Genomic DNA, 22,744 nt, shown 5'->3' with positions numbered 1-22,744 from the left:
AAAGCGCAACTACGTACCTCGGATAAAGCGCTAAAGCGCAACTACGTACCTCGGATAGAGCGCTAAAGCGCAACTACATACCTAAGATAAAGCGCTAAAGCGCAACTACATACCTATTAGAGATTTATTCTCGCCAAGGACGTGTCATTAGTTCTAGTTGGTTGACTTCATCTTGGCTTAAAGTCCAGCCTAGGGCGCCTGCGTTTTCTTCGGCTTGTTTTGCGGTTTTGGCGCCGGGAATTGGGATAACTCCGTTTTGGGCTATTAGCCAGTTTAGGGCAACTTGGGCGGGCGTTCGATCGCGCTTTCTCCCCATTTTCCGCAAGGTAGACATGACTAATTCGATTTTTTCAAGGCCCACTTTGCTGAATCGGGAGTCCATTTTGCGGGCTCCTGTAGGTGGTTCTTGGGCTGTGTATTTGTCGGTGAGCAATCCTTGGGCTAGGGGACTGTAAGCTAAAATTGTGACTCCCAATTCCCGGGCTGCACGCACAATTCCTTGTTTTTCTACTTGCCGCGATAGCAATGAGTAACGGACTTGATTTGTTGCTAGGGGAACGCCTCTGGCTGCTAGTATTTTGTGAGCTTCGCGCATCTGTTCTTCGGAATAGTTGCTGACTCCTACTGCTTGAATTCTGCCTTGTTTTACTTCGTCTGCTAAGGCATTCATCAAGGTTTCTTGACTCAGTAAAAAACTAAAGGGCCAGTGTACTTGGTAAAGGGTTATTTGTTCTACTTGCAACCGTTTTAAGCTGGCACTCAAGGCTTCGGAAACAGATTTTCCGGTGACGCGCCACGGTACAGGGCCGAATTTGGTGGCTATTTGCACGGGTTGGCTAGTTTTTTTGATAAACTGCCCCAGCAATTCTTCTGACAAGCCGTTGCCGTAGACTTCGGCTGTGTCGAAAAAGTTGATTCCGGCATCTAGGGATGTGTTGAATGCTGCTTCTACTTCGGCGGCGCCGTAGTTGCTGCCGTAGTTCCAAAATAGTTTGTCGCCCCAAGCCCAAGTTCCGACGCACAGGGGAATGACGGCTGGGCCGTTTTGTCCTAGGGTGATAGTTGTCACGGTTGGTAAATCCACAGTTATTGATTCTCTTTATTTTTATACGAATTTATACGAATAATCCCGATCGAGCTTCTAGCTGTGGGTATAATGGCTGCCGGTTGCAATATCTCAGTTACTATAAATTCAAATGTTGTGTTTATTTGAATAGTTATGCCGATCGACGATTTGCCAGATTCTACATTAACAGATTCCACGACTGCTGCTATGAAAAGAGTCAACCTGCTGACTATGTTCCGCCTGGGCTTGTTTCAGATGGGGCTGGGCATGATGTCGATTTTAACTCTCGGCGTGCTCAACCGCGTGATGATTAAGGAGTTGGCGATTCCGGCTACTGTGGTGGCTGGTACCCTGGCGATGCACCAGTTTGTGGCGCCAGCGAGGGTATGGTTCGGGCAAATGTCGGATGCTAAGCCTTTGTTTGGCCATCACCGCACGGGTTACGTGTGGATGGGAAGCGTTTTGTTTGTAATTTCGGCTTTTTTGGCGGTGCAGGTGATGTGGCGCTTGGGCGCTAGTTTAGATGCTGTGGGGTGGACGACTCCGACTTACGGCTGGGTGGGTTTGCTGGGTTTGATTTTTGCAGTTTACGGTATCGCGATTTGTTCGAGCTCGACTCCTTTTGCTGCTTTGTTGGTGGATGTTTCGGATGAGGAGGATCGATCGAAGTTGGTGGGTGTGGTGTGGTCGATGCTGATGGTTGGTATTATTATCGGGGCGATTGTCAGCAGCGGTTTGTTGAGGCAGATTGATGGGGATGTGCCGCGGGAAGTGTTGCAGGCTTCGATTAACGGTTTGTTTGTGAAAGTGCCGGCGGTGGTTTTGTTGTTGGTGGGGATTGCGACTTTTGGGGTTGAGAAGAAGTATTCTCGTTACGGGGCGCGATCGATCGCAGTTAATCGAGAAGATAAGATTACTTTGGGAAGTGCCCTGCGGATTTTGACTGCTAGCCGCCAAACTGGTTTGTTTTTTACTTTCCTGCTGGTGATGACGATTTGTTTGTTTATGCAGGATGCGGTTTTGGAACCCTACGGCGGGGAAATTTTTAAGATGCCGATTTCTGAAAGTACGCGGTTGAATGCTATTTACGGTACTGGTGTTCTCATCGGTTTGAGCGCAACTGGTTTTTTAATTGTGCCGCGGATTGGCAAGCAAAATACGATTAGATTGGGTTGTTTGTCAGTGGCGGCTTGTTTTGGCTTGATTATTTTATCGGGATTTACTGGTAATCCCATTGTGTTTAAGTCGGCTTTGATGTGTTTCGGGTTAGCTTCGGGAATTACGACGACGGGGGCGCTGAGTTTGATGTTGGATTTGACGGCTGCGGAAACTGCGGGGACTTTTATTGGCGCTTGGGGTTTGTCGCAGGCGATGGCGCGGGGTTTTGCTACGGTTAGCGGCGGTGCTATTTTGGATTTTGGCAGGACTTTGTTTGGAGTGCCGATGTTGGCTTACGGGTTAGTTTTTACTGTGCCCGCGGTGGGTATGATTTTCGCTGTGTATCTGTTGAGTCGGGTGGATGTTGCGGAATTTCAGGATAATGCTAAAAGTGCGATCGCAACTATCCTTGAAAATGAATTAGACTGAGGTTTGGTTATTGGTTATTTGTTATTGGTTATTTGTTATTTGTGACAGGACTTACCCAAAAAATGGTTCGCTCCGCCCCAAGTAGACCAAGGCGTGCCGAGGCGCACCCTACAGATAGAGTGTGTGCGTCCAGGACTGTTGTGAGTTGCTACCAATAACTAATAACTAATAACTAATAACTAATAACTAATAACCAATAACCAATAACCAATAACCAATAACTAATAACCAATGAATGATTTTTGGAACTCTATTTTAACGTTTTCTCAAACTACTGTCAAGACAATCGGACAGCAGTTTTTGAAAGATTTCGGTTCTGCACAAGCGGATGAGAAATCTGATGGCAGTTTAGTAACGAAGTCTGACAATTGGGCGGATGCAGAGATTAGAAATGCGATCGCACTTGCGTTTCCCAGTCACGGGATTTTGAGCGAGGAAGGAGAGCACGTTTTACCCGATACTGAATGGTGTTGGGTTGTCGATCCTCTCGATGCTACCACTAATTTTGCTCGGGGAATTCCGATTTGGGGGATTTCTTTAGGTCTATTATATCGCGGAACTCCAGTTTTTGGCTGCGTCCATTTGCCACCTCTGAATCAAACTTTCCACGGTTTTTATGCAGAGAATTTGGCGGACGATCCTGTATTGACAAATATGCCTCAAGGTGCATTTTTAAACGATCGCCCGATTCGCCCGAGTGATGATAAACTGAGTGGAAATCATATTTTTAATTTGTGTTCGCGGAGTGTGGGAATTGGGCCTCATCTTCCGAGTAAAATTCGGATGTTGGGGATGGCTAGTTACAATTTTTTAATGGTGGCTTCCGGTGTGGCGATGGGAGGAGTTGAAGCGACTCCTAAAATTTGGGATATTGCTGGGAGTTGGGTAATTGTCAAGGCTGCGGGTGCGGTTTGGCTACCGCTGGAATCCCAAGCGATTTTTCCGCTGGAAGTGGGTAAGAATTATGCGAGGGTTTCTTTTCCAACTTTGGTGATGAGTCGCCAGGAATTGGTGTCGGTGTTTTTGCCGTTTGTTGAAGCTTGGAAGAAGAAAAAAATGGGCTAATCTTAAAGTCGCCTCGAACCCAATAGGTTCGTAGTGAGGACTTTAGTCCTTCTTTGTTGCGGACTAAAGTCCTCACTACGAACCTGTTTTATTTTAATGGAGCGATCGCACAAATCCCACAAATCGTACAATAGACCTCTTGCAAAAGAGTTTTATGATATAATTAAAGATTTTGCTGAGAGTTGATTGAATCCATACTCTTAACTTATTTTCACTTTGGTCTTGTTATAAATAGGATAAAATGCTATAAAGTTCTGTTGTCGTTACAAAACGAGTAAATCATGAAAAATCAATCTTATCTAAATTTAAAACCTTCTCAATTTCAACGTAGATTTGGTATCAAAATTCAAACTCTCAAAGCAATGGTTAATGCCCTCGAAAACTTCCGGCTAGAAAATCATAAATACAGGACGCCGCACCATCTTAACTCTCGAAGAACAGGTCTTAGTCGCCTTGGAATATTGGAGAGAATATCGAACATATTTTCATATTGGGACAAATTGGGGAGTATCTGAATCAACAATTTGCCGAATTGTCACTGATATTGAATCAACTTTAATGAAAACAGGAAAGTTCCGTATTCCGGGGAAAAAAGCATTACTCAAAGACTCTGATTATCCAGAATTCGTGGTGATGGATGTCACAGAAACAACTATTGAACGACCCCCAAAAAAACATAAAAGATATTACTCAGGTAAGAAAAGTGTCATACTCTAAAAACTCAATTGGTAATCAATCAAGAGACAAAAGAAATTATTTGCACTGCTTTTGAACCAGGGCATTGCCACGACTTTAACTTGTTTAAAAAAGTGAAATTTATTTTTATCCGGAAACAAATAGCTTACAAGATAGTGGCTATCAAGGGATAAAAGACTATCACACTAATAGTTATATCCAGAAGTGTTGAATGATAGGAAAAGATTGCTAAAATTGACAGACAAATGTATAATAGGAGAGTTATAAATTATCAATAATCAACTAAAATGTTATTTTCTAACTTCCCCAAAATTGTCAAACGGTATCTCGCCCATTTACCCAAAGATGATTATCCTGTTTTAGATAGCTTCACATTTGTTTCCTGCTGGCTAGGGTTTAGTTTTGACCAAAGTCTCGATACTATGCGTTCCCTATTTTCCCGTTTAAACAGTCGAGATATTTCCCTAGATATATCAACTTTTTTCAAAGCTAGTAAGCATAGAAATATTGATGTTTTTGTAAAAATTTTTGAAAGATTCCAAGCCGATATAAAACGTCAATCAATCAACAAAGATTGTCTCAGCTTATTCCCTTTAGATTCAACGATAGTTACCTTGACAAGTAAATTACTATGGCAACAGGAATACCATCAAGTAAAGTTATTTGCTGGAACAGACAATGAACGGGGAATAATTGATGGAGTACACATTCATTTTGGTCAAGGTCATGACAGTGAGCATGGAGATGAAACCATATCAGCGACACCTCAAAATGGAGTCGCTGTAATGGATAGAGGTTTTTCTAGTTCTGAACGTGTTCAAGCATTGCTAAAAAGAGAAAATCAATATTTTGTACTACGAATTAAGAATAATTCTACTATCAACATGAAGGAAGATGGAACTTATGAAGTGTGGAGTGACAAACGAAAAGTTCAAGTAAGATTAGTGACTTTTTCAGATTTAGAAACACGGACTGAATTTAGGTTTGTTACTAATTTACCTGAATCAGGAAAATTAGCATACACTAAGGTCGAAATTGGAGAAATTTATCGAAGACGATGGCAGATTGAATTGCTGTGGAAATTCTTAAAAATGTATTTAAAATTAGCTCGTCTAATCACTAAAAATACTAATGGAATTAAGATACAAATCTATGCTTGTTTGATTTGTTATTTGTTGCTTCAGTTAGTTGAAGTTCCTAATGAAATTGGAAATAAATTATTAGACAAGTTGCGATATTTACAGGCTTTTATGTGTGTGAAAATCAGCTATATTCACTGGTTTAAGGAACTTGTTTTCAATTGCTGAAATCAGCAGTTGATAGGATTCGTATGTCTATTTTCAGAATCCTATTAATAAGCATTCAACACTTCTGGGGATTGGGTGGAGTTCACCTGTGGAGAAAGTCGAGAAAAGGAAACAATTAATCATCTTTAGCAACCTAACTCGAAGCTGGATCTAGAGAAAATTACCTACATTTAAAAAATATTTCATGATTTTAGCAAAAAACTCTAGTAAATTTACGGATTTACAATACCGATAAGAAGCTTTAATTTGTATCTCAAGATGTTGTTTTCGTTAATTGCTGCTACAGACGAAAACAAACTCACGGTTGTGGGTGAAGCCTTTCAAATCAGGAATATCCAATGAACATAAAATATGGACTGACCGCTATCCTTGGGACATATTTAATATCCACATTTGGAGGAGCGACCGCTATGGCAGCCACAATAGGAGGCACAATCAGGGTTGATATAACTAGGGGCGACTTTGCAGGTATCTATACAGGTGACTTTGCCTACGACGATACCCATCTGACCAAAGTCGGCGAGGAGTTCCTGGTCATGAATGATGGTGACTATCAAGCTCGACCAGGACTGCTATCTCTGAACTTTAGATTTCTGGACTTTGCTACAGGTTTAACTCCTGTTACCTATACGGCTAGTGATGTGGACGGATTTCCAGACGCTCCTGTTTTGGCTTTCTTGAACGGAATTCCAATTCAATTTGGCTTACAAATTTTTTCTGCATCTGGAAAAGACGGACTTATGTTCGGAGATCCCAGGTCATTTAATTTCGCCTTGCGAAATGGAACTATTGGAGGTGATGGGAGTGTGAGCTTAGAAATTACTGAACCTACTACTGAATCTACTCCTGTACCGGAGAACTCCTCCCCCGTCGCCTCATTGTTGGCCTTTTTGGGCTTGGGTGGAGTTCACCTGTGGAGAAAGTCGAGAAAGGGTTAGTCAACAGAAACAAATAATCTTTAACAACCTAACTTGAGAGGAATTTCCCATGACAGTAATCGATACTCCGTTTTTGGTGACAGGTGGCGAAACTAAGAACCCACCTAGCAATGCTTTTAGTCCAAGTCAGCGCCAAATAAATATTCGCGCGCCCTTCGGCACTCCCTCTGCCGATCGATGGAGCGGTCAAAAAGTATGGCTGCTGCTTCCGGGTTTCACAAATCCCGCCGATTATTACGATTAGCCACAAATATTCTGGGTCTGAGTGACACGCGGGCCGATCATCAATTTCGACCAAACTTTTATAAAGGGGATTTTAATGTCTCTGCTCAAGTGCATGAAGGAGTGATTCCCGTTGATGCTCAATATAATCCTTTGTTTCTGGTTGCTGCTAAGCTTGATGGCGAGATAAATGACCGAATTATCTATGGGACTAACAGAAACGACGTATTAACAGGGACTGGGATTTTTGGGAAATATTACAACAACAACGGCAACCATACTTATTATTTTGGGGATGGGGACGATATTGTCTCTGCTGGCACTGGCAATGATATCATCTTCGGCGGGAATGGAGTTGACGCCCTTGGTGGCGGAGATGGAAATAATCTGATCTTTGGTGAGGCGGGTGGTGATTTTATCACTGCTGGCACTGGGAATGACACCATCTCTGGCGGGGCTGGAAATGACAACATCAATGGCGGAAATGGCAGGAATACCATTCGCGGTGATGAGGGTAATGATTATCTCACTGGTGGAAACGGCATCAATATCTTGTTTGGTGGTTTGGGGAACGACACTCTCGCAGGTGGTACCGGTCAGAACATATTAAGAGGTTCAGAAAACAACAGTTTGTCTAGTGCTGAGGTAGATACTTTAATTGGCAACAGCGGTCAATCTCTTAACACATTTTATATTGGTGATGGTACAAGAAATTGGTACTCAGTCGCTGGTGGAAATGATTACGCCTATATTCAGAGGTTTAATCCAGACAGTGACATAATTTTAGGTGGCGTGAATATTGAGGCGCAAAACCTCATCACTCAAACCTTTCTCTGGTCTGGAAGTGAATTGATTGCAAAAATTGACGGTCTCTGGGCTTCGCAAATGCAGTTCCCTGTAAGGATATTTTAGGCTTGACTTCTCCGGGTTTTGCAGAGGCGGCTGTGATTCGTTATACTTTGCAGGGTCATAGACCGTGCTTTTTCACCAGCCCCAAGAATGGTAAAATTGTCACAACCCGAACAGAAAATTAGTCCCGAGCCCTTAATTGGTTACTCGATATCAATTTACTTCAAAATCCTCATAGGGAATCAACCTTAGCTCTTGACGAAACGTCTGCCTTTTGAGCCATACTTACGGCTTTGCTTCGCGATTCTATAATTTGACCTATCTCGCGCCCCAAGCTTGGTTGGCGTTCAATCATCGTATTTACAGCATCTGAGTAGATGACAAGAACTTGCAAATCGTCAACGGCGGCGATTGATACCGGACTCGGTTCCCCACTAAATAGTGCCATTTCCCCAAAAAACTCACCACGCAAGATAGTCATTACCTCCAACTCCATGCCAAACTGGTTCCTGACTGTGACCTTAGCCTGACCCGCAATGATAATGTACAAAGCATTACCAGGCTCGCCTTGCCGGATGACCTTCTCTCCCGCACCAAACTTCTGTAAAATAGTTCCCTTAGCTAAGTCATCCAAATTTTTGGGTTCTCTAGCTAAAGGCATAAATCCAGGAATTGAGTGCAGGCTTTGGGCTAACTTAGTTGAAGCGCTATCTGCCTTATCAGCAGCTTCCACAGGATATGAGTATCGGTAACGATATAACGTTAAGTTGTTTCGCTGTGCTGCGTACCAAATTCGTGTCATAAATCGATCGACTATCTGGTCTACATCCTCAAAGTTTTTGATAAAGAACTCCACCTCATACATAATTGCAGTCTCATCATAGGATTTGGTTTTGATATTTGGTTGGGGTTCGGCTAATACTCCTTGGGTAGCCAAGGCTGTACTTGTTAGTACCTGCTTCACGAGGTTAGGCGGGCTATCGTAGGAAAAACCAATATTGAAGCGTTGGTTATAAATGCGTTCTGGTTGGCTGTAATTATGGATGATTCCTTTTCCAATGAACTGATGAGGAACGATTATCATCTGGCGCTGGAGAGTGAGCAGGCGAACCGATCGCCAATTGATATCAACTACCTCACCTTCGATATCTCCAATCCGCAACCAATCACCAACACTAAAGGGACGTTCTAGAAGCAGCGCCATGCCAGACATGACGCTACCTAGTGTATCCTGAAGCGCCAAACCGATCACAATTGAGCTAACGCCCAATCCAGTAGCAAGACCGGCCAAATCAGCACCCCACACTGCCGCTAGCACGATCGCACTTCCTACAAGCACCAAAAAAAACTTAGAAAGATCGATCAGCAATTTGGGCATCCGTGCCCGCCATGTATTAGCCTCAGCTTCTTCAAACAAAATCACATTAAGCAGCGAGAGAGATGCGTAGATGGCAGATATCCAGAACAGTGTTGCTACGAGCTTGGGAAAATTCCCATTAACGTCAAGCTTCAGGACATTCCTGATTAAAATCATCACCATTAAGACCGGCAGGACAAGGTTTTTTATAACCAGCAGGGTAGTCGCCAGCGGTCTAGCGTGCCTTTGTAGGTGATAAATAACCTCTCCTAATAAAACGACGAGGAGTGGGAACCCTAATCCGACAATTACTGCCCACATCTCCCAGTCGTTTGAAGAGCTTAAATTATTCATGGACTTCCTCCGATCCAACATTTACTGGAAGCTTATAACTTGTGATTTGCCAAGCTATTAACTTTTCTTTTCCAGATTCTTGAATTTCACCAACCAACTCAAAATCGTAGAGATCGTGCAGGCGATCGTAGATATCTTGAGACACAAAGATTGCACCGGGGGGACAAGCCGACTTCAATCTATTGGCAATATTTACGGTCTCACCCCAAACGTCATAGAGCAATTTATTTTTACCAATGACACCTGCAACTACATCTCCTGAATTGATACCGATTTCTACGTCTAGATCCAAGCCTTTTTCATAATTAAATCGGTGGACAAATGCCAGCATTTCCAAGGCAAAATCTACCGTGCGTTTGTCATGATCCAAACGTGGCACACTCAGCCCGCATACAGCCATATAACCATCACCAATAGTTTTAATCTTCTCCAAACCGTATTTTTCGGTCATTTCATCGAAGGCTGTTACCAGTTCATCAAGCAGATCGATAACTTCGGGAGCTGACATGGTTTGAGAGAGCTTAGTAAATCGATGGAGGTCGGAAAACAAAACCGAGACATGAGAAATCTGATCGGCAATTGCTCGATCGCCCTGTTTGAGGCGTTTGGCTATTGCGGGACTAAATATATTTAAGACTAATGCTTCATTTTCGCGATTTTTCTGTTGAATTAGTTGAGTTTCGGCACGAAGGCGGCCTATCGTTTGGTTAAATGATTTAGCTAAGTCTCCAAATTCATCTTCTGAACCCGATTTCACTACCGCGTCAAATTCCCCAGCCCCCACCAGGCGGGTGCTAGCGATTAACTTCTTGATGGGTCTGACAAAGATTGCGGTCAGCCACATGGCAACAACCGTGATTAGCGCGATGATTGCAGTAGCTGCGATCGCAATTGTTTTTTCAAAGGAGTGAATTGACGCATAGGCTTCGGAAACATCCATCTCCGCCAATATCACCCACCTCAATCCATCAATATCTAGTGGAGAATAAGAACTCAAAACAGGAATACGACGATAATCGTCGATCACCTGCGTGCCCTGTTTCCCAAACAACGCTTCCTTCACTGCTGTTGTTTGCGCTGGCTGTAGGAGGATTGTAGTATTGAACTCTTTGATTTTCTTGATGGTCTTTTCATCAGTACCGATAGAGGCTAAAATTTTTGCATGACCTTCTGGGTCTTCAATCTGGAAACGAGATGCAGAGCGCATTAGATAATCCGACCCAACCAGATAAGTTTCTCCTGAATCGCCCAGACCGCTTTGTTTCCAATTTTTGTTACCAGTCATCACATTGTTAATTTTGTCAACGGGAAACTGGAACGCCAAAATACCAATAAATTCCGAGCCGTTAAAGATTGGGGCAGCGATAAAAGCCGCAGGCGCACCGTAGGAAGGGCTGTAGGGCTTAAAATCTACTATTTTCACATACCCCTTTCCCTTTGCCTGTCGTGCCGCGGCGATCGCGTTCGCTAGGTTACTCTCTTTGTACGGGCCGTCGATCAAGCTTGTGGTAAAGTCGGCTTCTTTAAAAACCGTGTAGACAACAGTTCCTTCGCGATCGATCAAAAACATATCGTAGTAACCATATTTTTCAACTATATTGCGAAAAAGAGGGTGGTAGCGGGCGTGAACGCGGCTGTAAGCGCTGGCGTCGCCTGGAGTATCAAGGAGAAGTTTCTTGCCAGCGGGGTTGGGATTAGCAGCGATGTAGTGGTACTGTAGGTAACGAGCAGCGGGTGTTTTTGGCCTGTATGCTGCCAGAACAGGCGAACCCTCGTTAGTTCGCGTTAGTTTGGTTAAAAATTCTTTCTGGTAGTAGGTATCAATTTTTGCGTCAAAATTCGCTGGAATTTTAGATTTTTCAAGTTCGCTGTAAGCTGTCTTAAATTCCTGTAGGGCGGCGACTACTGTCAAGTCTTCGCTGAGGGTTTGGGTGTGGTTTTTAAGGGTTTCAAAATAATCTTGGATTTGATAAGCTTTCACAGCCCTAAGGCTGGTTAATTGATTGAAGACTTTTTCGGTCAGAATAGCTTTCCCACTGCTAGAGCATATAAACGTGCTCGCAAGCATAGCGCAAAGGCTGACTACCAGCAACATGACTATGAGTTTTGTTTTTATACTTAAATGATTCACTAATTGCATAGGATTTTTCCTGAGAGTCTGGGTATTATTTCTTTCATCTCTAAGAAGTTAAAGAGTAATCTTTCACCATTGGTAGCGATCGCTTTTGATTTATAGAACCCATTTGACATTTTTTAGCGATCGCCTCACAACAGTCGCTCTACTGCCCAACAGGACAAAAAGAGAAATCCTGGATAGCAGATTCTAAGCTGCTGTGCATCTATATTGTAGAATATCAACATATCATAGGCCAATACGGATTACTTAAGGCTTGGGAGGCTTTCAGATATTAAAGATTCTTTGTTATTCCAGTACCTCTGTGTTTAACTTTTTTGGATTTAAATCTTGAAACCGTTTTTTTAACAACTCTTGGTTTTTTCTCTTGACTCTTGGCGGTAAACTTGCATCAAGTATTTCCAAATTTAACCAAGTTTTAAAAAGCAAATTTCTTGTGGTTATAACCGCTAAATTTTTGGAACAGCACGACGAATAATTCGTGATGTAACCGTGAAAGAAAGACTTAATTGGGAAATTTATGCACTATGCGCTGTTGACGAATTAATGACCGCACAGGTGTGTCATAATAATAGACCATAAATTTATTGCACTACTTTTCTTTGTCTTTGATAACGAACATGAGTTTTTCGTTATAACAGATGTACTTTGAATTCATGAATTGTATTTTCAACTTCCCAGCTTTGATGATATAGCCTTTCTCAAAAAGGTGAGGTATAATTGACAGCTTACATAACCTCCCAGACAAAGAGGGCTGAAGCCCAACAACGTACCTCATCTTTCTGAGAACCGCTATATTCGGCAGCCAATAATTTAGTACGAAATTTTTGAGTATCCCATAAACTTGTAATTAAACGATATCTAATTTCTGCTGTTGGGTCGTTTAAATTTTAAATTGTGTACTCGATTACTCTGATTTGTATGGGTTCAAATCGCATAACTTTGCAACAAAAACTAACAGGAATTACGAAGGCACGCTATATGTAGCGTGTCTGTGTTTCGACAATAGCGATCGATCGCGCAGCGCTCTAAAAGTTGTTCGGGAGAAAATGAGAATAGAGTTTAAAGCAAGCTCAAGTTAACAAAAAATAGCGCATCCGAGCGGATTCATAGACTTCACATGATAAACATTGTGCTAGAATCCATCAATACGTAGTCGTAGGTTGGGCACAGGCCGAGAAGAGCAATCTTCTTGCAGTCTAGGGGAGGTTGTAGGTCAGCCACCATTTGGGTCTTCCCAGTTGAAAGCCACCCTGCAACATGAGCCTGGAATCTGCAACCGCAGCCGAGTGCGGCTTTTGCGGTGGGAGTGTCGCGCTAGAATTGGCATTACGAGTTAACACTCGAACAAAAGCGCTCGTTGTGCGAGCGTGACCTCAAAACGGGCACATAGCAGGTGGGAATAAACCATGTTTGAACGCTTCACAGAAAAAGCAATAAAAGTAATCATGTTGGCCCAGGAAGAAGCTCGCCGCCTGGGTCACAACTTCGTAGGGACAGAACAGATCCTCCTGGGTCTGATCGGGGAAGGAACCGGAGTTGCGGCTAAAGTCCTCAAATCTATGGGGGTTAACCTCAAAGATGCTCGGATTGAGGTCGAAAAAATCATCGGGCGCGGTTCGGGCTTCGTAGCAGTCGAAATTCCGTTCACCCCGCGCGCTAAGCGGGTTCTAGAACTGTCCCTCGAAGAAGCTCGCCAACTCGGACACAATTATATCGGCACTGAGCACCTGCTGCTGGGCCTGATTCGCGAAGGTGAGGGAGTCGCGGCCAGAGTTCTGGAAAATCTGGGAGTAGATTTGTCGAAAGTCCGCACCCAAGTGATTCGGATGCTGGGAGAAACGGCAGAAGTCGCAGCCACCGGCGGCGGAGCTCGCACTAAAACCCCAACCCTGGACGAATTTGGTGCCAACCTGACTCAAATGGCGGTCGATGGTAAGCTTGACCCCGTAGTCGGACGGCAAAAAGAAATCGAACGGGTAATTCAAATCCTCGGTCGCCGTACTAAAAATAACCCGGTACTCATTGGCGAACCCGGAGTCGGCAAAACTGCGATCGCCGAAGGCCTGGCCCAACGCATCGCTAACAACGATATCCCAGATATCCTCGAAGACAAGCGCGTCGTCACTCTCGACATCGGTTTGCTGGTCGCCGGTACGAAATACCGGGGGGAATTTGAAGAACGCCTCAAAAAAATCATGGATGAAATCCGCACTGCGGGTAACGTGATTTTGGTGATTGACGAAGTGCACACTTTGATCGGTGCTGGTGCGGCTGAAGGGGCGATCGACGCAGCCAACATCCTCAAGCCGGCTTTGGCGAGGGGCGAACTCCAGTGTATCGGCGCTACAACCCTCGACGAGTACCGCAAGCACATCGAACGCGATGCCGCCCTAGAACGGCGCTTCCAGCCCGTGATGGTCGGCGAACCGACAGTAGACGAGACGATCGAGATTCTGTTCGGCCTGCGGGAACGCTACGAACAGCACCACAAGCTGAAAATCTTGGATACAGCCCTGGAAGCCGCAGCCAAACTGTCTCACCGCTATATTTCTGACCGCTTCCTCCCAGACAAAGCAATTGACTTGGTAGACGAAGCTGGTTCGAGAGTCCGCCTGATCAACTCCCAACTGCCGCCCGCAGCTAAGGAACTTGATAAAGAACTCCGCCAAGTCCTGAAGGATAAAGACGAAGCGGTGCGTTCTCAAGACTTTGACAAAGCAGGTGAATTGCGCGATCGTGAAATGACGATCAAAGCCGAAATCCGCGCTATTTCCCAAGCCAAAAAAACCGACTCGGCGGCCCGCGGCGAAACAGATCCATCGCCAGTAGTTACCGAAGAAGATATCGCTCAAATTGTGGCAAGTTGGACGGGCGTACCGGTCAACAAACTGACTGAATCTGAATCCGAAAAACTGCTGCACATGGAAGATACCTTGCACCAGCGCTTGATCGGCCAAGAAGAAGCAGTGAAAGCCGTTTCCCGCGCCATCCGCCGCGCTCGCGTGGGCTTGAAAAATCCCAATCGCCCGATCGCCAGTTTCATCTTCTCCGGCCCCACAGGCGTCGGCAAAACCGAACTGACGAAAGCTTTAGCCGGCTACTTCTTCGGTTCCGAAGACGCCATGATTCGGTTGGATATGTCCGAATACATGGAACGTCACACCGTCTCCAAACTTATCGGTTCTCCACCAGGGTACGTCGGTTACAACGAAGGCGGCCAACTCACAGAAGCAGTCCGCCGCCGTCCTTATACCGTCGTACTGTTCGACGAAATCGAAAAAGCCCACCCCGATGTCTTCAATATGCTCTTGCAAATATTGGAAGACGGCCGCTTAACAGATGCCAAAGGTCGTACCGTGGACTTCAAAAACACGCTGCTGATTATGACCTCCAACATCGGTTCTAAGGTCATTGAAAAAGGTGGCGGCGGCCTCGGTTTCGAGTTCGGCGACAACCAAGCTGATGCTAATTACAACCGCATTCGCTCCTTGGTTAACGAAGAACTGAAGAACTACTTCCGCCCAGAATTCCTCAACCGACTTGACGAAATTATCGTCTTCCGTCAGTTGAACAGGGAAGAAGTCAAGGAAATTGCCGTTATCATGCTCAAAGAAGTGTTCGGCCGCTTGACGGAACAGGGAATCACTCTGGAAGTAACCGAAAAATTCAAGGAACGGCTAGTAGAAGAAGGCTATAACCCCAGCTACGGAGCCAGGCCCCTGCGCCGCGCGATCATGCGGTTGTTGGAAGACAGCTTGGCTGAGGAAATCCTTTCTGGCCGCATCAAAGATGGCGATATCGCTGTTGTAGATGTGGGCGACGACGGAATTGTCAAGGTGCTGCAAGGTCAAAAACGGGAATTGCTGCCCCAAGGCGCTGAGTAAGATTGAGTAAGTGCGATCGCGAGTAAAGTTGCGAAATAACCAATCTGGCGATCGCAGATAACTAGAAATCCTTACATAAAAAAGGTAGAGAATCTTAATTCTCTGCCTTTTTCATGAGTTAATATCAAGAGTAGACTTATAGCGGTTTTCAGAAAGATTCGCGGACGTTGTTGGGCTTGGGCCCTCTTAGTGGAACTGGTTATGTAAGCTGTCAGTCGTACCTCATCTTTTTGAGAAAGGCTATATTAAATCAATTTTTGATTGATAGGGAAACCGCAGATAAATGCAAATAAACGCAGATAATTGTAAGATAGTTTGCAATTTGTGCAGTTCAAGTCTAATAATTAACAGCGATATACAGCGGTTCTCACAAAGATGAGGTACGTTGTTGGGCTTGGGCCCTCTTTGTCTGGGTGGTTTTGTAAGCTGTCAGTCATACCTCATCTTTTTGAGAAAGGCTATATAGCCTTTTTTAGAAAGATGAGGTACGACTGGGCATAGGATATACCTTACTTTTTCGAGAACCGCTATATTTCAAAGGTAAGCTGTTCGTAGTGCGGACTTAAGTCCGCTCTCAGGCTGCGGACTTAAGTCCGCACTACAAACCCATTTTATGTCGCAACAGCTTATTAGATAATTTGTGGCAATTATTATAGAGAGGACTCAATGACATCTGAAGAAAAGAAGTTAGGTACAGAAGTAGCAGAAATGCAGCCTGAAACATGGTGGCAGAAAGCCTGGAAATCGCAGCGAGAAAATCTTCAGATAGTGATTATTGCTTTGGGTTTAGCAATAGTGATTCGATCGTTCGTGGCAGAACCGCGCTTCATACCCTCAGATTCTATGGTACCAACTCTGCGCGTGGGCGATCGCGTCGTAGTCGAAAAAATATCCTACTACCTAGAACCTCCAAAAACTGGTGACATCGTAGTATTTGTGCCGCCGGAACAGTTGCAAGAACAAGGCTTTACCCAAGATCAAGCATTTATCAAGCGGGTAATTGGCTTGCCCGGGCAACAAGTAGCTGTCAAAAAAGGTCTAGTTTATCTCAACGACAAACCCCTCGTCGAAAAATATATTGCCGAACCTCCTAAATACCAGTGGGGGCCTTATGTCGTCCCGGAAAACCAATACTTCGTCATGGGAGACAACCGCAACAACAGTAACGACTCTAGCAGGTGGGGATTTTTACCTAAAAAAAATATCATCGGCCGGGCTGTATTGAGGTTTTGGCCGTTTGAACGCATCGGACAAGTTTGAAGAAGTCAGTTGACAGTTGACAGTTGACAGTTGACAGTTGTCAGTTGTCAGTTGTCAGTTGTCAGTTGTCAGTTGTTATTGCAAGCCCAATGCCATAAAGACCCCATGCCCCATCCCTCGACTTGGCTTCGCGCAATTCCCAATTCCCGATGCCCATGCCTTATCCTGTACGGAAATTGCTACTAATTTTTGCGCCTTGAGCGGTAGAGAGTTCCTCCGGCAACTGATAAAATAGTACCAAAAGCAGCGGGATTTCCCGCCTAGATCAAAATCACTTCAATATTAAAAATTAGGAAAGCTATGGGATTTTTTGATTCAGAAATTGTTCAGCAAGAAGCTAAGCTGTTGTTTGAAGACTATCAATCTCTCGTCGCACTAGGCGGGAATTACGGCAAATTCGATCGCGAAGGCAAGAAGATGTTCATCGCTCAGATGGAGTCAATGATGGAGCGCTACCGTATTTTTATGAAGCGCTTCGAGCTGTCTGAAGACTTCATGGCTCAGATGACAGTCGAGCAGTTAAAAACACAGCTAAATCAATTTGGGATTACGCCCCAGCAGATGTTTGAGCAAATGAACTCAACGCTGGAGAGGATGAAATCTGAACTGGAAAAGCAATCATAAGTTGACAATTGACAGTTGACAGTTGACAGTTGGTAATTACCATTACTTCTTTCCTCCTTGCTTATTCCTTTACTCAACTTTTAACTGTTAATTATTAACTGTTAATTCATCCTTATTCCTTCGCTCAACAATCAACAGTCAACTGTTAACTATTCCTTCGCTCAACAGTCAAATGTCAACTGTCAACTAAGAGGGCTCTCACGGGGGCACTGCCCCTACAACTGTCAACTGTCAACTGTCAACTGTCAACTGATAATTAAGGTCGTTCAAAAGAGGAAGGAGATTTGAAATCTTCTTCAGGAACGCCCTGCAAAGCTTGGCTCATAAAATCGCGCCAAACAGGGGCAACGATAGTACCGCCAGTAGCACCGTAGCTCATCGGTGTGTAATCGTCATTGCCTATCCAAACAGCCACCGACAACTGCGGCACGTAACCCACAAACCAGATATCCCTTTCTGAGGAGGTTGTGCCAGTTTTCCCAGCAGCGGGCCTCCCAATTTGGGCAGCCTTGGCAGTACCGTTGTAAATTACTCCTTGCAGGGCGCTGTTGACAGATGCCGCAGCCCAGGCGTTGAGTACCAATTTGGGTTTGGGCGTGTTGTCTAGTAATACATTGCCGCTGCTGTCGGTGACTTGCACGATAAATGTGGTGTCGGAATGCCAGCCGTTGTTGGCGAAGGTAGCAAAAGCTCCGGCCATTTCTAAAGGAGTGAGGTCAACTGCACCCAAGGGTAAAGAAACTACGGGTTCCATGGGGCTTCTGATGCCGAGCACCCGGCAAATTTCAATTACTTTATTCAATCCGACTTCTTGGCCGAGCTTGACAGCGGGAATGTTCAGTGATACTTCCAAAGCTCTGCGGATGCTGACGGCACCGGAGAAGCCGCCGCCGTAGTTTTGAGGGTAGTAGTAGCCGTCGCCGTCGCGGTAGCCGACAGGGGAGTCGTAGACAACTGAATCGGGGCCGTATTTGCCTGTAGCAAAGGCAGCGTAGTAGATGAAGGGCTTAAAGGAAGATCCGGGCTGGCGGCGTGCTTGAATGGCGCGGTTGAATTCACTCTTTTGGTAATCGACGCCACCAACCATGGCTTTGACGAAGTGGGTGCGGGGATCGACGGCTGCTAGGGCAATTTGACCTTGGTCGCGATCGTAAAAAAGTCCTTGATAGTAAAGTCGATCGTGCCACGCTTTGACGGTTTCTTCGGCGATGCGCTGTAGTTTGAGGTCGATCGTAGTTTGAACGCGCATTCCACCCTTAACCACGGCATCTCGCCCAAAACGCCGTGTCAACTCCTGGACGACGGCTTGTGTGACGTAAGGAACTTGAGAGCCGCCAAAAGAAGTGATTTTGCCCAGCTTAATTTTTTGCGCTCGGGCGCTTGCTTCTTCAGCTATTGTAATCCACTTGAGTTCCCTCATCCGGGTTAAAACGATTTCCTGCCGTTCTTTTGCCAACTTGTAGTTGACGAAAGGACTGTATTCTTCGGGGGCGGAAATTAAGCCGGCCAGCATCGCTGATTCTGCAAGGCTCAAATTCTCGGCTGACTTGTTGAAATAGCTTCGAGAAGCTGTCTCTACGCCGTACAAGTTGTGACCTAAATAGATTTGATTTAGGTACAGTTGCATAATTTGGTCTTTGTTGAGAATTTGCTCCAAGCGGATAGACATTACCGCTTCAGCTATCTTGCGACTAAATTTTGATTGGGGAGATAGAAACAAGTTCTTGACTAGCTGCATCGTCATAGTCGAGCCGCCTTCAACAGTTCTACCTTTCTCTAGGTTGACTATGAGAGCTCGGGCTATCCCGCCGGGGTTGATACCTTTGTGGGTAAAGAAGTTGCTATCTTCGATCGCCAGAACAGCCCGTTTCAGGTTCGGGGAGATTTTTTCAAGGGGTACGACATCGCGGTTAGCTTCATCGTGGATGCTGGCTAGGGGCCGGCCGTTGATGTCGTAAATGTGGGTAGTTTCGGTGGGAGAGTAGGTTTGCAAGATGCGAACATCTGGCAAATTGCGGAAGCTGATCGCTAGGCCAACCAGTCCGCCGGCGACTACGGAACTGGCAAGCATTGTCATGCTGAGTATGGTTCCGGCGGTCACTTTGCTGACTGACTGAACAAACTCGAATACAGGGGCTGGGTTTTCCGTATTTTTGCGGACTGCGTTGGTTGACACGTGGATTTCACTTCCTCACTCGATTTGGGGTTTAAGACTTTTAATTTTAGATGGCAACCCTGGAGGCTGTCAGTCGATCGATTTTAGATTTTAGATTTTAGATTTTAGATTTTAGATTTACTCCAAAGATAAATTTAGGAGTTTGAACCTTAGTCTAAAATTGTGGGATGTCGGCGACTCCTGTCGGGGTTGGTATCCGTTTCTGGATGGGTTTGCTAATAAAAGCCGGTCAGCTTTGGGATTATAGTAGCTTTATAGTTTTGTGTTTATGTGTCAATCAGTGAGTGTAACGAATTATGCTGCACTTTGGCAAAAATATCATGGACGATCGCTCTTTTATGATTTCTCCTAACTTTTCTGGAATTTACCGCGGCATCAGCGAAATTTTTCCCGATCGACCTGATTCTAGCAACCCTGACGAAAATCTGGCCCAACTGCTGGCAAAAGTCGATCGACCGTTGCGAGTCAAACTGGGAATCGACGCCACAGGGGCGAACATTCACTTGGGACACAGCATTTGCTTCCGCAAGCTGCGAGCTTTTCAGGATGCAGGCCACACGGCGGTACTGGTCATCGGAGATTTTACCGCAAGAATTGGCGATCCGACAGGGAAGTCGGAGACGCGCGCTCAGTTGACAGCCGAACAAGTGGCGGAAAATGCCAAGACTTATTTAGACCAAGTGCGTCCGATTCTAGATTTTGACACGCCCGGACGTTTGGAAATTCGCTATAACTCCGAGTGGTTGTCCAAATTGGACATGGCGAAGATTTTGGAACTGCTAGGCACGATGACGGTGCAGCAGATGCTCGCTAAAGAGGGATTTGATAACAGGATGCAGCAGGAAAATGCGATTTTCCTGCACGAGTTTCTGTATCCAGTAATGCAGGGTTACGATTCAGTAGTCTTGGAAGCGGATGTGGAGTTGGGCGGAACCGACCAAAAGTTTAATATTGCGGTGGGGCGAGATTTGCAGCGGCATTTTGGGATGAAGCCGCAGTTTGGTTTGCTGATGCCGATTTTGATCGGGACTGACGGGGTGCAGAAGATGTCGAAGTCTTTGCATAATTATGTGGGTTTGTCGGAAGATCCGCTGACGATGTATTCTAAGTTGGAGAAAATATCCGATCGCTCGATCGCCCAGTATTTCGAGCTATTGACAGATTTGCCGCTTGATGAATTGCCAGAAAATCCGCGCGAAAAACAGAAACTTTTGGCTGTGGATGTGGTAAGCCAGTATTATGGTTCGGAAGCGGGCGATCGGGCGCAACAAGATGCGATCGCATTAGTGAAAGGCGCAGCGGGACAAGCTGATGCTGTAGCGGAGTTTTCTTTGCTAAGCGTGCAGTTTCCGGCCAAGTTGTTTTATATTCTGAGTGCTAGCGGGCTTTGTAAAAGCAGCGGCGACGCGCGGAAGTTGATGCAAGGCGGCGGAGTGAAACTGGATGGCGATAAAGTTTCGGATGTTAATCTTACCTGTGAATCTCCTGCTGAATTGGCAGGTAAGGTTTTGCAAGTGGGCAAAAATAAATTTGTCCGCTTAGTGGATTGAGTTGGGATTTGTTAACCGCCATTGATGTCAACTTAAGTGTAGAACCCTTGATAAATCTCGCTTTTCTCCGAGGCCAGATCCCCCTAAATCCCCCTTAAGAAGGGGGACTTTGAGAATACTCTTGTCCCCCCCTTCTTAAGGGGGGTTAGGGGGGATCTAGACCCAAACGCCAAACAGCAGTCTGTGACTACGTTTGACGTTTTGACACCAATCGGTATGAAGTTATTACTACGAAAGGTACTATGGTCACAGATAAAATTATTGTTCCTTTAGATGTCCCGAGTCAAGAAAGTGCGATCGCCCTGATCGACCAACTCCCCGATGTATCATTTTGGAAAGTCGGTTTAGAGCTATTCGTTAGCTGCGGGCCGGCAATTATCGAGATTCTCAAAGAGAGGGAAAAACGGATTTTCCTCGATTTGAAATTTCACGATATCCCGAATACTGTAGCTGGCGCTTGTCGGGCTGCTGCTAAATACAATGTAGATTTATTGACTATCCATTCTACTTGTGGTAAAGATGCTCTAAAAGCGGCACAATCAGCTTTAGTAGAAGGGGCGCTGGCGGTTGATAAACCGACTCCTAAATTGATTGCAATTACGCTGTTAACGAGTTTGAATTCGCGACAGTTGGCTTTTGAGTTGAAAATACCTTTAGAGTTGCCGGAATATGCTTTGCACATGGCATTGTTAGCTAAGGAAACGGGTTTAGCTGGTGCGGTTTGTTCTCCCCAAGAAGCGGAACAGTTAAGAATGAGTTGCGGGGATGATTTTTTGTTAGTTTGTCCGGGCGTGCGTCCGAAATGGGCCGATGGTGGCGATCAAAAGCGATCGATGACTCCGAAGGCTGCTTTGAAAGCTGGTGCGGATTATTTGGTGATTGGGCGGCCGATTACGGCGAACGACGATCCGGTGGCGGCTTTTGCGCGCATTTGTGAAGAGTTGGGATAAACAGAATCGATGAACACAGATCAACTTCCATCCGCGTTAATCTGTGTTTATCTGCTAACATCTGCGATCGCAAGTCCGACTTTGGCTGCTAATTTTGTCACAAAGGGCGATCGCATTATAAACGCAAGTCGGTACAGTTTGTTAGCCCGATCGCCCTGTCCGACTGATTTGGAAGCTTTAGTCGATCGCCTGTTGCCAGATTTGCCGAGTTATGCTAACCGCGTAATTGTGCGATCGGGCTTTGCTCCTAACAATTCTAGGGCGATCGGTTACATACCGCGTCAAATAATTTTAGCAGGTCGCCCGGAGTTTGAACCGCTACCTTTAAATTTTGAAGAACCACTTCCTGAAAATGCCAGTCAAGTTTTTATTACTACTTTGGAAACGCAGTATCGCGGAGGAAAACGAGTCGAGATTCAGCAATATCACTGGCTGTTTTTAACTAAAACTGAGAAGGGGTGGGAATTGGTAAAAATTGTTTCTCGGTTTGGTACAATGGCGGATGTTCGTCCGTTGTTGCAACTAGAGGACGAGAAAAGCGCAATTGCTGAGGCGATTCGTTTGTGGTTGCGAGATTGTCGTGCAAAATGAGAAGTGTAAATGTCTAAAACTTTAGGCAGGCGCACAGAAAACCCAAAAACACATGATACCTTTATTGTCTATCTAAAGAGAACGACCATAATAATATTAGTTCGTAATGAGGGGTGCGAGTCAAGAGTCAT

General features: G+C 45.1%; 16 protein-coding genes and 1 pseudogene. 13 read left to right on the top strand and 4 right to left on the bottom strand.

The window, feature by feature from the left end:
- Window positions 1–124: 124 nt before the first annotated feature.
- Window positions 125–1,069, bottom strand: a complete 945-nt coding sequence (locus tag QZ938_RS06745) for an aldo/keto reductase (RefSeq protein WP_293152945.1) — start codon at window positions 1,067–1,069, stop codon at window positions 125–127.
- Window positions 1,070–1,219: 150 nt separating this feature from the next.
- Here QZ938_RS06745 and QZ938_RS06740 point away from each other — a divergent pair, with 150 nt between their 5' ends.
- The 7 genes and pseudogenes from QZ938_RS06740 to QZ938_RS06710 all read left to right on the top strand — a co-directional run bounded on the left by QZ938_RS06740 (window position 1,220) and on the right by QZ938_RS06710 (window position 7,793).
- A complete protein-coding gene (locus QZ938_RS06740) occupies window positions 1,220–2,653 on the top strand; it encodes a BCD family MFS transporter (RefSeq protein WP_293349885.1) in 1,434 nt (477 codons plus the stop codon).
- Window positions 2,654–2,884: 231 nt separating this feature from the next.
- On the top strand, window positions 2,885–3,718 hold the full coding sequence (locus tag QZ938_RS06735; protein WP_293349882.1) for an inositol monophosphatase family protein: 834 nt from the start codon (window positions 2,885–2,887) through the stop codon (window positions 3,716–3,718).
- A gap of 281 nt (window positions 3,719–3,999) precedes the next feature.
- Window positions 4,000–4,610: pseudogene (locus QZ938_RS06730) on the top strand (transposase family protein); the annotation flags it as partial.
- Window positions 4,611–4,701: 91 nt separating this feature from the next.
- Window positions 4,702–5,721, top strand: coding sequence for an IS4 family transposase (locus QZ938_RS06725; RefSeq protein ID WP_293152903.1), 1,020 nt, complete (start codon window positions 4,702–4,704; stop codon window positions 5,719–5,721).
- Window positions 5,722–6,131: 410 nt separating this feature from the next.
- Window positions 6,132–6,659: a hypothetical protein gene (locus tag QZ938_RS06720; protein WP_293332476.1), complete on the top strand. Its 528-nt coding sequence runs from the start codon at window positions 6,132–6,134 to the stop codon at window positions 6,657–6,659.
- A 49-nt stretch (window positions 6,660–6,708) separates the two neighbouring features.
- Complete coding sequence (locus tag QZ938_RS06715; protein ID WP_293332479.1) at window positions 6,709–6,903, top strand: hypothetical protein; 195 nt, start codon at window positions 6,709–6,711, stop codon at window positions 6,901–6,903.
- Entirely contained in the window at window positions 6,855–7,793 is a 939-nt protein-coding gene (locus QZ938_RS06710; RefSeq protein WP_293332482.1) for a calcium-binding protein, read from the top strand. Before QZ938_RS06715 ends, QZ938_RS06710 begins: the two co-directional genes overlap by 49 nt.
- 169 nt (window positions 7,794–7,962) lie before the next feature.
- Here the strand turns inward: QZ938_RS06710 and QZ938_RS06705 are convergent, their stop codons facing one another.
- Together QZ938_RS06705 and QZ938_RS06700 are read right to left on the bottom strand one after the other, a co-directional pair.
- Window positions 7,963–9,441 (bottom strand): mechanosensitive ion channel family protein, encoded by a 1,479-nt coding sequence (locus QZ938_RS06705; protein WP_293332485.1) that lies wholly within the window; start codon window positions 9,439–9,441, stop codon window positions 7,963–7,965.
- Window positions 9,434–11,581: an adenylate/guanylate cyclase domain-containing protein gene (locus QZ938_RS06700; protein ID WP_293349879.1), complete on the bottom strand. Its 2,148-nt coding sequence runs from the start codon at window positions 11,579–11,581 to the stop codon at window positions 9,434–9,436. The genes QZ938_RS06705 and QZ938_RS06700 overlap by 8 nt, the downstream gene beginning before the upstream one ends.
- A gap of 1,403 nt (window positions 11,582–12,984) precedes the next feature.
- On the opposite strand from QZ938_RS06700, the gene QZ938_RS06695 reads away from it, so the two are divergent.
- The 3 genes from QZ938_RS06695 (at window position 12,985) to QZ938_RS06685 (ending at window position 17,346) form a co-directional block, all read left to right on the top strand.
- On the top strand, window positions 12,985–15,462 hold the full coding sequence (locus QZ938_RS06695; protein ID WP_293152918.1) for an ATP-dependent Clp protease ATP-binding subunit: 2,478 nt from the start codon (window positions 12,985–12,987) through the stop codon (window positions 15,460–15,462).
- A gap of 666 nt (window positions 15,463–16,128) precedes the next feature.
- Window positions 16,129–16,722, top strand: coding sequence for a signal peptidase I (gene lepB / locus QZ938_RS06690; RefSeq protein WP_293152921.1), 594 nt, complete (start codon window positions 16,129–16,131; stop codon window positions 16,720–16,722).
- Between the two features lie 300 nt (window positions 16,723–17,022).
- On the top strand, window positions 17,023–17,346 hold the full coding sequence (locus QZ938_RS06685; protein WP_293152924.1) for a DUF1825 family protein: 324 nt from the start codon (window positions 17,023–17,025) through the stop codon (window positions 17,344–17,346).
- 256 nt (window positions 17,347–17,602) lie between these two features.
- Here QZ938_RS06685 and QZ938_RS06680 read toward each other — a convergent pair whose 3' ends face one another.
- Window positions 17,603–19,522, bottom strand: a complete 1,920-nt coding sequence (locus tag QZ938_RS06680) for a transglycosylase domain-containing protein (RefSeq protein WP_293152927.1) — start codon at window positions 19,520–19,522, stop codon at window positions 17,603–17,605.
- Window positions 19,523–19,818: 296 nt separating this feature from the next.
- On the opposite strand from QZ938_RS06680, the gene tyrS reads away from it, so the two are divergent.
- The 3 genes from tyrS (at window position 19,819) to QZ938_RS06665 (ending at window position 22,613) form a co-directional block, all read left to right on the top strand.
- Window positions 19,819–21,072 (top strand): tyrosine--tRNA ligase, encoded by a 1,254-nt coding sequence (tyrS, locus tag QZ938_RS06675; protein ID WP_293349876.1) that lies wholly within the window; start codon window positions 19,819–19,821, stop codon window positions 21,070–21,072.
- A gap of 242 nt (window positions 21,073–21,314) precedes the next feature.
- Window positions 21,315–22,022, top strand: a complete 708-nt coding sequence (pyrF, locus tag QZ938_RS06670; RefSeq protein ID WP_293349873.1) for an orotidine-5'-phosphate decarboxylase — start codon at window positions 21,315–21,317, stop codon at window positions 22,020–22,022.
- 9 nt (window positions 22,023–22,031) lie between these two features.
- Window positions 22,032–22,613, top strand: coding sequence for a hypothetical protein (locus QZ938_RS06665; RefSeq protein ID WP_293349870.1), 582 nt, complete (start codon window positions 22,032–22,034; stop codon window positions 22,611–22,613).
- Window positions 22,614–22,744 lie beyond the last annotated feature (131 nt).

This window comes from Microcoleus sp. CAWBG27 (genome assembly GCF_020883145.1).
Classification (GTDB): Bacteria; Cyanobacteriota; Cyanobacteriia; order Cyanobacteriales; family Microcoleaceae; genus Microcoleus.
The sequence above is the reverse complement of the archived record's forward strand: the minus strand, read 5'-3'. Positions and strand labels throughout refer to the sequence as shown.

What these genes read in the sequence shown, in the direction of transcription:
- QZ938_RS06715 (WP_293332479.1), top strand. Translation starts at nt 6,709, where the DNA reads ATGACAGTAATCGATACTCCGTTTTTGGTGACAGGTGGCGAAACTAAG.
- QZ938_RS06705 (WP_293332485.1), bottom strand. Translation starts at nt 9,441, where the DNA reads ATGAATAATTTAAGCTCTTCAAACGACTGGGAGATGTGGGCAGTAATT.
- QZ938_RS06720 (WP_293332476.1), top strand. Translation starts at nt 6,132, where the DNA reads ATGGCAGCCACAATAGGAGGCACAATCAGGGTTGATATAACTAGGGGC.
- tyrS (WP_293349876.1), top strand. Translation starts at nt 19,819, where the DNA reads ATGCTGCACTTTGGCAAAAATATCATGGACGATCGCTCTTTTATGATT.
- QZ938_RS06710 (WP_293332482.1), top strand. Translation starts at nt 6,855, where the DNA reads ATGGCTGCTGCTTCCGGGTTTCACAAATCCCGCCGATTATTACGATTA.
- QZ938_RS06740 (WP_293349885.1), top strand. Translation starts at nt 1,220, where the DNA reads ATGCCGATCGACGATTTGCCAGATTCTACATTAACAGATTCCACGACT.
- lepB (WP_293152921.1), top strand. Translation starts at nt 16,129, where the DNA reads ATGACATCTGAAGAAAAGAAGTTAGGTACAGAAGTAGCAGAAATGCAG.
- pyrF (WP_293349873.1), top strand. Translation starts at nt 21,315, where the DNA reads ATGGTCACAGATAAAATTATTGTTCCTTTAGATGTCCCGAGTCAAGAA.
- QZ938_RS06735 (WP_293349882.1), top strand. Translation starts at nt 2,885, where the DNA reads ATGAATGATTTTTGGAACTCTATTTTAACGTTTTCTCAAACTACTGTC.
- QZ938_RS06725 (WP_293152903.1), top strand. Translation starts at nt 4,702, where the DNA reads ATGTTATTTTCTAACTTCCCCAAAATTGTCAAACGGTATCTCGCCCAT.
- QZ938_RS06695 (WP_293152918.1), top strand. Translation starts at nt 12,985, where the DNA reads ATGTTTGAACGCTTCACAGAAAAAGCAATAAAAGTAATCATGTTGGCC.
- QZ938_RS06700 (WP_293349879.1), bottom strand. Translation starts at nt 11,581, where the DNA reads ATGCAATTAGTGAATCATTTAAGTATAAAAACAAAACTCATAGTCATG.
- QZ938_RS06665 (WP_293349870.1), top strand. Translation starts at nt 22,032, where the DNA reads ATGAACACAGATCAACTTCCATCCGCGTTAATCTGTGTTTATCTGCTA.
- QZ938_RS06685 (WP_293152924.1), top strand. Translation starts at nt 17,023, where the DNA reads ATGGGATTTTTTGATTCAGAAATTGTTCAGCAAGAAGCTAAGCTGTTG.